Below are 12094 nucleotides of genomic sequence, written 5' to 3'. Positions count from 1 at the left end.
GCGAAACATCTGACGCGCGCGAATCTACTTGTGAATTAGTAGGTGCGACCGTTGAGCGTGCTCCAGAGCTTCTTGGACTCAGCCATGGTCCACGCGTTGATCTTGTCCTCATCAATGCCAACGAACTCGCGATCCTTGTACAGGACGCGGCCGTTGATGATGGTGGTGCGGCAGTTTTTGCCCATCATGCCAAAGAGCATGTGGCCGTCGATATTCTCCTCGCTCAGCGGCGTAAAGGGCTTGTAGTCCATAACGATGACGTCGGCGGCAGCGCCGGCCTCGAGCACACCGAGCTTGCGGTCGAAGTACTTGCTCGCCATCTTGGCGTTGTTCTCGAACAGCATGGTCATGGCCTCGCACCAGCCCACGTTGGGCATGGCGGCGTTGTGGCGCTGAATGATCAGGAAGACCTTGAGGCTCTCGAGCATATCGTGAGTGTAGGCGTCGGTGCCCATGCACACGGGGATGCCGCGGCGGAAGAACTCGAGCACGGGGGCGCAGCCCACGGCGTTGCCCATATTGGATTCGGGGTTGTTGACGAGCCAGGTACCGGACTCCTTGACGATATCCATCTCGGCAGGCGTCACGTGGATGCAGTGGCCGAGCATGGTGTCGGGACCCAGCAGGTTGTGCTGCAGCAGGCGCTCGACGGGGCTGATGCCACCGCGGTTGAGGCGGGAGTCCCACACGTCATTCATGCCCTCGCACACATGGATGTGGAAGCCGGTCAGACCGTTGTTGGCCTCGGCCATCTTGTCCATGGTCTCGTCCGAAAGCGTAAAGGTGGCGTGACCGCCAAACATGGCGGCGATCATGTGGTTGTCGTTATCGCGACGCTCCTTGGCGGCCCACTGGGCAAACTCGGCGTTCTCGGCAATGGCCTGGTCGCATTTTTCCTGACCGCGGCGGTCGGAGACCTCGTAGCACAGGCACGAACGCATGCCCAGCTCCTGAGCTGCATCCTTAATGGTAAAGAGGCTGCCTGGGATCTCGCAGAAGCTCGCGTGGTGATCGAAGATCGTGGTGACGCCATCGCGGATGGAGTCAAGAATCGTGGCATAGGCGCTGGCCTTGGTGCCGTCGAGCGTCAGGTTGTCATCGATCTTCCACCACTGCTGCTCAAGATTCTCCTGGAAGTTGGTGGGGTTGCAGCCCTTAATGGCAAGGCCGCGGGCCAGACCCGAGTAGATGTGGGTGTGGCAATTGATGAGTCCGGGCATGATGAGGTTGCCCTGGGCGTCGACGTACTCGGCATCCGGGTACTTGGCCTTGAGCTCGCACTCGGGACCTACTTCGACGATCGTATCTCCGTCAATGGCGACCGCGCCGTTGGGAATGAACGGGGTCTGAGCGTTGCGGGTAAAAACGGAACCGTTAGCGACCAGAAGCATGAATGCTCCCTTCAACATCAGGGGCGGGGTTTGACACCTCTGACATGGCGGAGTGCGAAGCGCCGGCCTACACCGGAAACGGGCCCTCTCCCGTCAACGCTTCACCAAAGGGACAAACCCTTTGAAGTGCGGCTTGGCGCCGCATGACGTCGGCGGACGAGGCGATGCGCCCGCCGACGAATAGCACCGAATTGGTTACTTCTTACTCTCGGGCAAGACCAGATCCACGGCAGCGTCCTTGGCAGCATCGATGTGTTGAGCCACGACCGGCGTCTGCGGAAGGATCAGGTTAAGGACAATGGCCATAATGGCGGTGGGGGTTACGGCATTGGAGCCGATGACGGTGGATACCCAGGCGGGCATACCCTCGCCGGCAAGGCAACCGCTGGCCATCCAGATACCCAGGCCAAAGACGACGGAGGTACCGACGATGGTGGTAGTGCGCTGCGTAAGGCCCTCGCGGGTGAACATGCGCACGCCGTTCATGGTGATGGTGCCAAAGACGCCGACGGTCGCGCCGCCGATGACGGGCTGCGGGATAGCGGAAAGGACGGCAGAGAGCTGCGGGAACAGGCCGGCGATGGCAAAGACGGCCGCGATGATCACAAAGACCCACTTGTTGACGACCTTGTTGGAGCAGATGATACCAACGTTCTGGCCAAGGGCGCTGGTGGGGAGACCGCCCAGCAGGCCGCCGACCATAGAGGTGAGGCCCTGGGACACGATAGCGCCGGAGAGCTCGCGCTCGGTGGGCATACGGTCGATGGAGCCCAGGCAGGCGGCGGAAACGTCACCGATAACCTGGATGGCAACCATGGGGAACACAACAGCGAGGGTAATGCAGACCTCGGGATCAAACTCGAGCGCGTAGGGCATGAGCTTGGGAAGGGCGAAGACCTGGGCGGTAGCGACGCTGGAGAAGTCGATCATGCCAAAGGGGATCGAAACGATCATGCCAACGATCATGCCAAAGAACACGGATCCCAGCTTGAGCGTGCCCTTGCCAAAGTTGGCGAGCGCAAAGACCACGGCGAAGGTGATAAGAGCGACGCACCAGGCCTGCGGAGTGCCCCACAGCGGCGTGCCCATACCGCCGGCCATATACTTGACGGCCGTGGGATAGAGTGAGACGCCAATGGAGAAGATGACCGTACCGGTCACGACGGGCGGGAACAGCCACTTGATCTTGCTGTAGGCCAGACCAAAGAGGACCGCGACGGCGCCGCCGACGATCTCGCCGCCCAGCAGAGCACCAAAGCTAAAGCCCGAGGCACCCATGGCCTGCAGGGCCGGCAGGAACGCGAACGAAACGCCCATGACGATGGGCAGACCGCCGCCGATGCGACGGAAGGGAGCGAAGGCCTGAAGGGCCGTATCGATCGCCGAAAGAATGAGCGCAACCTGAATGATGTCGGTGCTCTGCTGGCTATTAAAGCCGTAGACGCCGGCCATGATGACAGCCGGGGTGATGATACCGGCAAACGAAGCCAGTACGTGCTGAAGGGCACACGGGATCATTTCCTTAACGGGAGGCATGCCTTCACGAGTGAACAGGGCTTCAGTGCCGTTCGTAACCGTCTCCTGGGTCATTTGACCACCAATCCTCGAAATAGTTGTTTCGCATCTAACGCTCTATTGTGACGCAGTGCGGGGTTGAGGTTGTGCCTTCGTTGCATATCGTATTAAAGATGATTCTCATTCTCAATAATAATTTTTTGTTATCAGACTATTCTTCAGCTGAGATAATGCATTTCCGCAGGTCAGGAAAGTGTCTGGTCAAAATAACATCTAACTTTTCTTTTGGTCAACCGTTTACCGCCAAATTCCTACCGTTCGTCTGTATTACGCAATGTACCTGCGGATATACGAGATGAAGAGCAGCGTGTTACCATGAGAAAAAATTGTTATGAACCTTCCGATTTCACCCAAAGGAGTTGCCCGTGAACGAGACCGTACGTCGCTTTTTGCCGATGGTCGATTTCCTGGAGCAGATACTCGGTAAGAACAGCGAGATCGTCCTGCATGATTTCTCGGATCCCGACCACGCCATCGTCGATATTCGCAACGGCATCGTGAGCGGCCGTAAGGTCGGCGGTCCCGCCACCGATCTGGCGCTCAAGATCATGCACGACCCCAAGTATCGCGACCTGCCGTTTATTACGGGCTACGAGGGGCGCGGTGCCGGTGGCAAGACGTTGGAGTCCGCGACGTTCTTTATCCGCGAAAATGACGAGATCGTCGGTATGCTCTGCGTCAACACCGACCTCTCGACCGTGCGCTCCATCAACGCCATGGCGCAGCAGCTCATGGCATACTTCGACGCTGTGTCTAGGCAGGCGGAGCCCGCGTCTATCGAGGTCGAAAGCCTTTCGGAATCTACACAGGAGCTCATCGACCGCAGCATTGCCGAGTTGCTGAGCGCGCGCGGGCTGGATGTAGCGTCGCTTGGTCAGAGCGACCGCGTGGACGTCATTCGCCACCTCAACGGCAACGGGGTGTTCATGCTCAAGGGCGCTGTGGCCTGCGCCGCCACCGCGCTGGGCATCTCGGAGCCCAGCGTATACCGCTACCTGCAAAAAGTCCGCAAGGAGGGCTAACCCGCTGATCCCTTGGGGACGAAGGAAAACAGATCATTTTGCCGCATCGCTTGACAAAAGACCCTGCAGTTCACACGCACTGCAGGGTCTTTTTGCATGTCATGTTTAGTTGTTGTCAACGCCTTAGAGAGCGGCGACGACCTCGATCTCGACCAGACCGCCAGCCGGAAGGGCGGCAACCTGGAAGGCGCTGCGCGCGGGGAACGGAGCCTCGAACTTGGAGGCGTAGATCTCGTTCACGGCAGCGAAGTCGGCGATATCGGCCAGGTAGACCGTGGTCTTGACGACATCGGCAAAAGTGGCGCCGGCAGCGGTCAGCAGGGCCTCGACGTTAGCAAGGGACTGCTTGGCCTGGGCCTCGACGCCCTCGGGCATCTTGCCGGTTGCGGGGTCGATGCCCAGCTGGCCGGACAGGAACACCATGTTGCCGGTCTGGATGCCGGGGGAATACGGGCCGATGGCTGCGGGTGCGTTATCGGAAGACACGACGGTCTTGCTCATGTTTTTCTCCTTACGATCAGTTGAGAGAGCGTGAGCGCGGCGTTCACACCGGGAGGCACAGTTCGGTCTGAACGCCGCGCTTGATTGGGATAGTACTCAAGGTTTCCGCGCAGTGCAAGATTATTATCACGTTGCGAGAATATTTTATCGCCCAACGGCGCGTACGGGCCGATGAGCGGCGTGACTGGCGACCCACCTGAAAACTTTGTCCTGCTTAGACTGCGGGCATCGTCCATCGCAACAGCACCACTATACTTTTGAATATCTGAGCATTTTGAAAGGCAGGATATGACCGCAACCGCCAGTCGAACCACCAACCGCAGACCCGAGCTTTTGGCGCCCGCCGGAGGGCCCGAGCCCTTTGCCGCCGCACTCGCCGCCGGGGCAGACGCCATCTACTGCGGCATGGGCAGCTTCAACGCCCGCCGCAAGGCCACCAACTTTACCGACGAGGCCTTTGAGCAAGCCTGCCGCGCCGCGCATCTAGCCGGGTCGCGCGTCTACGTCACGGTCAACATCGTCATCAAGCAGTCCGAGATGGGCGATGCGTTGCAACTCATCCACCGCTGCTCCACGTTGGGCGCCGACGCCTTTATCATCCAGGACTGGGGCCTGTTCTTTGAGGTCAAGCGCACGATGCCCGGCATCGAGACGCACATCTCAACCCAAGCAAACATCCACGACGACCGCGGAACTCTTTGGTGCCGCGAGCAGGGCGCCGACCGCGTGACTCTCTCGCGCGAGCTTTCCATCGACGAGATTGCCGCCATCCACGATGCCGCGCCCGATGTGGACCTTGAGGTCTTTAGCCATGGCGCCATCTGCTTTTGCTACTCGGGCCTGTGCCTGCTTTCGAGCTTTGCCATGGCGGGACGATCGGCCAACCGCGGCATGTGCGCCCAGCCCTGCCGCCTGCCCTACGAGCTGATCGACGAGAACGGCCGCACGCTCTCCCCCGCCGGCCGCGAGCGTGCGCTATGCCCGCGTGACACCAACACCTCACAGCTTGTTCGCCGTCTGTATGACGCCGGCGCCGCATCGCTCAAGCTCGAGGGCCGCATGAAGGCTCCCGATTACGTGTATTCCATCGTCGACGTGTATCGTCATCAGATTGATGACATGCTGGCCGGAACCACCGTTGCCAAGGACGAGGAAGCTGCCCGCCAGCGCCAGCTCAAGCGCTGCTTCAACCGCGACTTTACGCACGCCTATCAGGACGGCACCTCGGGCGACGAGATGATGAGCTATGAGCGTTCCAACAACCGCGGCCAGATCGTGGGCACGGTGCTGGGCAGCCGCCCGGCCAACCGCGATGTGCGCGGCCTCAAGCCCGACGACCGCCGTCGCCGCGCCGCCATCGCCCGCATTGAGTTGTTTGAGCCCGTGGGCAAGGGCGACCTGCTGGAGCTTCGCCACGACGATGAGTTCGACCAGTTCCTGACCACCATTGCCGCCGATGATGCCGCCGCGGGCGACATCATCGAATGTCGCGTGCCCCGCAGCATGCCCGAGGGCTGCCGCGTCCGCGTGATTCGCAGTCAGCGCGCCATCGACGCCGCCGGCGCCGCACTCAAGCGCGATGTACTGCGCCGCCGAGCTGTTGATGTGTCCGTCGTGGCGCGCCTGGGCGAGCCGTTTACCGTTACACTCACCTGCTGTGACAACCCCGCGCTCACCGCCACCGCCACGGGCTTCACCGTCGAGGCCGCCAAGACCCGCGCCGTCGAGGCGGCAGACCTGGTTGAGCATGTGGGCCGCATGGGCTCCTCGCCCTTTGAGGCAGCGAGCTTTGACGTTTCGCTCGACGCCGGCTGCGGTATGGGCTTCTCCGCCGTGCACAAGGTGCGCGCCGCCGCCTGTAAGGCATTGGAGGAGGCCATTCTGGCGCCGTACGAGGAGCGCGCGAAGACGCTCGAGTTGCCGGTACTCGACAAATGTACGCGCGCCATGCCCGAGCATTACCGCGACGGGCCGCAGATCTGCGCCGCCGTCACCACGCTCGAAGCCGCCGAGGCAGCTCGTGCCGAGGGCGCCGCGCGCATCTATATGACCACCGACGCGCTCGAGGCCGCCGGTATCTCCCCTGCCGATGCATTTGAGCAGGGTATCGTGCCCGTACTCGACGAGGTCTGCCGCGCCGTCGACCACGTACGCGTCGATCCCTGGATCAATGCCGGGGCCACCGTCGCCGTCGGCAATATCTCCGAGCTTGCCCTGGCCGCCCAGGTTGGCGCCACGGCCGAGATTCGCTCTTGCCTGCCGGTTCACAACACGCCCTGCATGGAAGCGCTTGCCGAGTGCGGAGCCGGTGCGTTTTGGCTCTCGCCCGAGATCACGCTCGACGAGATTGTCTCGCTCGGCGCCGCCGCGCCCGCGGCTCTGGGCATCACCGTCTTTGGCCGCCCGCGCGTCATGACAAGCGAGCATTGCATTCTGCAGGTTGCCAACGGCTGCATCCACGATTGTGCCAACTGCCGCCTGCGTGCCCGCAAGCTCTCGCTCAAGAATATCGACGGAAAGGTCATGCCCGTCCGCACCGACATCCACGGCCGCTCTCGCCTGTACGATGCCTACCCCATCGACCTCACGCCGCAGGTACCACAGTTGCTCGATGCCGGCGTGCGTCGTCTCATGGTGGACGGAACGTTGCTCGAGACGGATGAGGTGGGCCGTGCCGTCGCTCGCGTCCGTCGCGCCGTCGAAGCAGCGCAGGCCGGCCGCAAGCCCGCCGCCCGCCTACGCGGGGCGACCTCGGGCTGCATGTTTGTGGGAATCAGCTAACCGAAAGGCTTACACGTGAACGAAGAACCTCAAGTCCTCTACTGCGACGCCTGGCTCATGGCCATCGACAAGCCCGCCGGCATGATTGTCCACGGCGACGGCACCGGCGAGCGCACGCTTACCGACTACGCCAGCGATCTGCTGCTGGCGATGGGCGACGGCTTTGCCGCGACTGACATGCAGCCGCTCAACCGCCTGGATCGCGACACCACCGGCGTGGTGCTGTTCTCGCTCGACAAACAGACGCAGCCCGCCTTTGACCAGATGGTCATCGACCACGCGTTCGAAAAGCACTACCTGGCGCTCGCCGAGGGCAAGATCGACTGGAACGAGAAGCTCATCGACAAGCCCATCGCGCGCGACCGCCACGATAGCCGCAAGATGCGCGTCGGCGCCAGCGGAAAGCCGTCTCAGACGCGCGTGAAGGTGCTCAAGCGCCTTAAGAGCCGCCGAGGTCTGCCCACGCGCTCGTATATCGATGTCGAGCTGCTCACCGGTCGCAAGCATCAGATCCGCGTGCACCTGGCAAGCGAGCGCCATCCCCTGGTTGGCGACGAGCTCTACGGCACGCCGCGTCCCTGCGGCCTGATGCTCCACGCCCACAGCGTGTCCTTTACGCATCCCGTAACCGGCGAGCACATCCACATCGAAGCTCCCTGCCCCTGGGAGCCCTAAATCCTGCCAAATAGGGACAGGCTTATTTTGGCAGGTTTTATCTTGGAAAACGTCAAAGCCACCACGATGGCTCAGCCGTGGCGCCAAAACGTCTCGATCTGTAACAGTTAGAACCCGTTTTCCGGTCTATCTGTTACAGATCGAGACATTCGAATCCCCCTTAAGGGAAAATCTCAATCTCTAACAGTAACTCGGCATAATCAGCCTCAGATGTTATAGATTTAGACAAACCACCAGCGTCGCCCCAAGCAATCTCAATCTGTAACATCTAGCCTGCTTTTAACGGTCTGGTTGTTACAGATTTAGACAAACCGGCAGACAACGAAAGCGGCAACGCCCGTAATGGACGTTGCCGCTTTTCTATTGAGAGAACTAAATGATTTTGGCCTTGCCCCGTCGCTAGACCGTGATGACGTTGTCCATTGCCCGGTACTTTGCGGGCACCTCGCCCGCGGTAATAATTGTTGCGTCGCGGAAGTCCGCGAACTTGACGGGCGCCACCATGCCAAATTTGCTGGCGTCCGAGATTACGAAGCGTTTGGCCGTATGGCGCATCGAGATACGCTTGACCTGCGCTTCCTCGATATCGGGAGTCGTAAAACCCTGCTCGGCGGCAATGCCGTTGGAGCCCCAAAAGCCGCAGTTGAAGTTGTAGCGTTCTAGAGTTGCCAAGGCATCGGGGCCAACGAGCGCCTCGGTCTCGGGTTTGAGCTCGCCGCCCAGCACCACGGTACGCATGCCGCGCAAAGCGAGATGCTGAGCATGGAGCACGGAATCAGTCACATAGGTAACCCCTTCGAGATGCGGAAGATGCTCGATGAGCTTGAGGGTCGTGGAACCCGAATCGATATACACGAAACTATCGGGCTCCACAAGCGCCGCCGCACGGGCGCAGATGCGCTCCTTGTCATCGTTATGGAGATCACTGCGCTCACTGATCGTTAAGTCGCGCGTCACGTGCGCGCGCTCAAGGCTTGTCGCGCCACCGTGCACCTTGGCGATGCGGTGCGCTCGGTCAAGCGTCTGCAGGTCGCGTCGAATGGTAGAAGCCGTCACACCCAGGGCATCGGCAAGCTCTGGCACCGTTACTGAACCAGCCTGCTGCACCATCGAGACGATCGCATTGAGCCTATCTTCCGCGAGCATCGCTTACTCCTCCTCGGGGTAGACGACTCCCCAATCGGCACGGAGCTTGGTCATCAGCTCCATAACATCAGAAGCATAATCCAGAAGCTCACGCTTGGAATCATCGCCGGCGACGGCCTTCTCGAGGTCAGCCATCTCGTAGCACAGCGCGTAGGCCTCGGTGCCGGCGTGGACCTCCTCACGGTGACCGTCTGCAGTCCACACGATGATCGCATGGTCGGCACGCGGATACTCGTTGACCTCGATATAGCACTTGTCAAAGCTGATGACCGAGCGCTTGGGCTGCTTCGAGTGGAGCGTAAGGCTCACGACGCCCAGCTGCTGCTCGGCGTTTCGGCAGACAATGCCGCCCGCGACGTCAACGCCAGTCTCACAGGTGTTGCCCAGAGACACGACCTCAGCGGGCTGACTTGCCATAAAGAGGCGCATGACCGAAAGGGCATAGACGCCGATGTCGAGCATGGCGCCGCCGGCAAGGCTGCGGTTGTAGAAGCGGTTGGTCAGGTCGCCGTACTCCTTATAGCTGCCAAAGTTGAGCTGGGCGAGGTTCATGTGGCCAAAGTCGCCCGCATCCATGCGACGGCGCAGCTCCTGATACAGCGGCATGTGGAGCACCGTGGTGGCATCCATAAGGACCACGTTGTGCTCGTCGGCGATGGCGCGGGCCTCGTCGAGCTCGGCAGAGTTGAGGGTAATGGCCTTCTCGCAGAGCACGTGCTTGCCGGCGGCCAGCGCGGCACGCAGATAGGTGATATGCGTGTTGTGCGGCGTGGTGATATAGACAGCGTCGATGTCCGGATCGGCGTAGAGGTCTTCGACCGTGTCATAGACCTTCTCGATGCCATACTGCTCGGCAAAAGTCTGAGCCTTGGACAGCGTGCGGTTGGCGACGCCCGCGAGCTTGCGGCCGGCAAGAGCGAGGGACTGGGCCATCTGGTTGGCGATAACGCCGCACCCGATCACGGCCCAGCGGAGCTCGGGAGCCGTAAAGATGTCGTTAGGGAACGGCTTGTCCTGGACCGAAGCGAATGCTGCTTTGGCGGCTGCCGCGGCGTCGAGTGGAGCCTGCTTGGAATCTGCCATATGTGCCTCCTGGGTCATGGAGCGTCTAACATTTCTGCCGTCTCTATATTCGCACAAATTAGCGCGTATGTGCGTACTTTTGCGTATATAACCGCTAAATGGTCAAAATACAGCCGCAGACGGCGCTTATACACGCATAGCCACGCAATCCTACGCACACAAATACGCACAAATGCGCACTAATCATTACTCAGAGACGGGGAATTCTGCTTAGAACTCGAAAGACAGGATGATCCGCTTCGCCTCGTCGCTCATGGCGCGCTGCAGCTCTAAGGACCGTCCCAAACTGCCGACAGAAAAGGAACGTCCCAAACTGCAGACAGAAAAAGAACGTCCCCAGGCGCCGGCATTTCAAGAGCACTCATTTAAGTCTGTCCCCAATAAGTGCAATCACTCATGTAAGTCTGTCCCCAATGAGTGGGAGCAATCAGAGACTCTTTGCGAGGGAGGCCGGACGTGGCCTTCCTCGTTTTTATTCATGGACTTTAGTCCGTGCCGCACGGCACGCGCGGCATAGAAAGCCACCCGCTCAGCGGGTGGAGGCCAATTTCCGCTACGCGACAAAAACCTTCCCCCTAGCATGAGGATTGTTCAGGTCATCATGCTAGGGGGAAGGTGATTGCTGTGGCCCAGAAAGCCAACAGCCTCGCGCACACGAAATGGCTGTGCAAGCACCGCATCGCACCGAGATCAAGCTCATCGCCGCCATCGTCGAGAAGCACCCCAAGGTGCGCTTTGCCGCGAGCTGCACCTCGGCCCACGCCGACCTCTACGACCGCATGGAGCAGGCCCTGTGCGAGCGCGTGGCCAACGCGGTGGAGGTCGTCCGCTCCGACATCAGCCCCGCGTTTCTTGTCCACACCGGTCCAAACCTCGTGGGTGTGGCGGTCCAGGGACTCTAGCGGAGGCGGGGCGTCCTGCCCCAAAAACAAATGCAAAAGACGAGCGCTTCTTGCCGCTCAATTGGCAAGAAGCGCTCGTCTTTTCTTAACGCGTTGTATGGCGGAGAGAGCGCAAGTTACGCGAGCGCCCTTCTTGCCAGCTCGGCCGCGCCGAGGATTCCTTGGTCGCCGCCGCAGCCCGGGGCGCAGATGTAGCTCTCCATGTCCTTAAGCTCGGCGGTCTGGATGTAGCCACCCAGATATTCGAGGGTCTTCTTGCGGACGATGCCGTAGAGCTGCTCCTGGTGCATCACGCCGCCGCCGAGGACGATGCGGCGAGGCGAGTACATGAGCACGAGGTTCGCGCACATCTGCCCCAGATAATCCCCTTCGAGCGCCCACACCTCATCGTTGTCCGCGAGCTCGGCCGCGGGCTTTCCCCAGCGCGCGGCGATGGCGGGGCCGGAGGCGAGGCCCTCGAGACAGCTCGCGTGGCTCGGGCAGACGCAGCGTCCCTCCTCGGTGGGACGGGTCCTTACCAGCATGTGGCCGGCCTCGGGGTGCAGCATGCCGTGAAGGAGCCTGCCCGCGCACATGACGCCCGCGCCCACGCCGGTGCCGATGGTCACGTAGACGGCGTCCTCGAGCCCCTTGCAGCAGCCGAAGACCACTTCGCCGAGGCAGGCAACGTTCACGTCCGTGTCGTAGGCCACCGGAATCCCGAGGGCGTCGGCGAACGCGGCGCGAAGACCATAGCCTCGCCACGCGAGCTTGGGCGTCTGGAGGATGGAGCCGTAGCGCTCATCGTCGGGGTCGACGCAGGTCGGGCCGAAGGCGCCGATGCCCAACGCGTCCACATCGCGGGCAGTGAACCACTCGATCATCTGCGGGACGGTCTCGACGGGCGTAAGCGTCGGGGTCTCTATACGGTCGAGGACCTCGCCGTCGCCGGACACCACGGAACAGACCATCTTGGTCCCGCCGGCCTCGAGGGCGCCGAGCCTCATTTGCTTTTCGCTCATGTGATCCTCCTTGCAAA

Annotated in this window: 10 protein-coding genes; 4 read left to right on the top strand and 6 right to left on the bottom strand. The window is 61.1% G+C overall.

From position 1 onward, the window contains the following. Window positions 1–35: 35 nt before the first annotated feature. On the bottom strand, window positions 36–1391 hold the full coding sequence (gene ssnA / locus DW796_RS07160; protein ID WP_118094695.1) for a putative aminohydrolase SsnA: 1356 nt from the start codon (window positions 1389–1391) through the stop codon (window positions 36–38). A 195-nt stretch (window positions 1392–1586) separates the two neighbouring features. After that, entirely contained in the window at window positions 1587–2981 is a 1395-nt protein-coding gene (locus tag DW796_RS07155; RefSeq protein WP_055285183.1) for a uracil-xanthine permease family protein, read from the bottom strand. A gap of 350 nt (window positions 2982–3331) precedes the next feature. On the opposite strand from DW796_RS07155, the gene DW796_RS07150 reads away from it, so the two are divergent. Beyond that, a complete protein-coding gene (locus DW796_RS07150; protein WP_233539698.1) occupies window positions 3332–3988 on the top strand; it encodes a transcriptional regulator in 657 nt (218 codons plus the stop codon). A gap of 123 nt (window positions 3989–4111) precedes the next feature. Here the strand turns inward: DW796_RS07150 and DW796_RS07145 are convergent, their stop codons facing one another. After that, window positions 4112–4489 carry a RidA family protein gene (locus DW796_RS07145; RefSeq protein WP_035137477.1) on the bottom strand — a complete coding sequence of 126 codons (378 nt, stop codon included), beginning with the start codon at window positions 4487–4489 and terminating at the stop codon, window positions 4112–4114. Window positions 4490–4777: 288 nt separating this feature from the next. Between DW796_RS07145 and DW796_RS07140 the strand changes: the two genes are divergently transcribed. Further along, window positions 4778–7270, top strand: coding sequence for a U32 family peptidase (locus tag DW796_RS07140; protein ID WP_118094694.1), 2493 nt, complete (start codon window positions 4778–4780; stop codon window positions 7268–7270). A gap of 15 nt (window positions 7271–7285) precedes the next feature. Further along, window positions 7286–7945, top strand: coding sequence for an RluA family pseudouridine synthase (locus DW796_RS07135; protein ID WP_226798422.1), 660 nt, complete (start codon window positions 7286–7288; stop codon window positions 7943–7945). Window positions 7946–8344: 399 nt separating this feature from the next. Here the strand turns inward: DW796_RS07135 and DW796_RS07130 are convergent, their stop codons facing one another. Together DW796_RS07130 and DW796_RS07125 are read right to left on the bottom strand one after the other, a co-directional pair. Continuing rightward, window positions 8345–9091 (bottom strand): DeoR/GlpR family DNA-binding transcription regulator, encoded by a 747-nt coding sequence (locus DW796_RS07130; RefSeq protein WP_118094693.1) that lies wholly within the window; start codon window positions 9089–9091, stop codon window positions 8345–8347. Window positions 9092–9094: 3 nt separating this feature from the next. Further along, window positions 9095–10174, bottom strand: coding sequence for a Gfo/Idh/MocA family protein (locus tag DW796_RS07125; RefSeq protein WP_118094692.1), 1080 nt, complete (start codon window positions 10172–10174; stop codon window positions 9095–9097). A gap of 665 nt (window positions 10175–10839) precedes the next feature. On the opposite strand from DW796_RS07125, the gene DW796_RS07120 reads away from it, so the two are divergent. Next, window positions 10840–11076: a hypothetical protein gene (locus DW796_RS07120; RefSeq protein ID WP_117786163.1), complete on the top strand. Its 237-nt coding sequence runs from the start codon at window positions 10840–10842 to the stop codon at window positions 11074–11076. A gap of 116 nt (window positions 11077–11192) precedes the next feature. Here DW796_RS07120 and DW796_RS07115 read toward each other — a convergent pair whose 3' ends face one another. Next, window positions 11193–12077 (bottom strand): ROK family protein, encoded by an 885-nt coding sequence (locus DW796_RS07115; protein WP_199579836.1) that lies wholly within the window; start codon window positions 12075–12077, stop codon window positions 11193–11195. Window positions 12078–12094 lie beyond the last annotated feature (17 nt).

The sequence above is a fragment of the Collinsella sp. AM31-2AC genome, assembly GCF_003469285.1.
GTDB classification, from domain to species: Bacteria; Actinomycetota; Coriobacteriia; order Coriobacteriales; family Coriobacteriaceae; genus Collinsella; species Collinsella aerofaciens_AT.
Note: the sequence above shows the minus strand (reverse complement) of the source record. Positions and strands in the feature narration are given on the sequence as shown.

What these genes read in the sequence shown, in the direction of transcription:
- ssnA (WP_118094695.1), bottom strand. Translation starts at nt 1,391, where the DNA reads ATGCTTCTGGTCGCTAACGGTTCCGTTTTTACCCGCAACGCTCAGACC.
- DW796_RS07155 (WP_055285183.1), bottom strand. Translation starts at nt 2,981, where the DNA reads ATGACCCAGGAGACGGTTACGAACGGCACTGAAGCCCTGTTCACTCGT.
- DW796_RS07145 (WP_035137477.1), bottom strand. Translation starts at nt 4,489, where the DNA reads ATGAGCAAGACCGTCGTGTCTTCCGATAACGCACCCGCAGCCATCGGC.
- DW796_RS07140 (WP_118094694.1), top strand. Translation starts at nt 4,778, where the DNA reads ATGACCGCAACCGCCAGTCGAACCACCAACCGCAGACCCGAGCTTTTG.
- DW796_RS07130 (WP_118094693.1), bottom strand. Translation starts at nt 9,091, where the DNA reads ATGCTCGCGGAAGATAGGCTCAATGCGATCGTCTCGATGGTGCAGCAG.
- DW796_RS07125 (WP_118094692.1), bottom strand. Translation starts at nt 10,174, where the DNA reads ATGGCAGATTCCAAGCAGGCTCCACTCGACGCCGCGGCAGCCGCCAAA.
- DW796_RS07115 (WP_199579836.1), bottom strand. Translation starts at nt 12,077, where the DNA reads ATGAGCGAAAAGCAAATGAGGCTCGGCGCCCTCGAGGCCGGCGGGACC.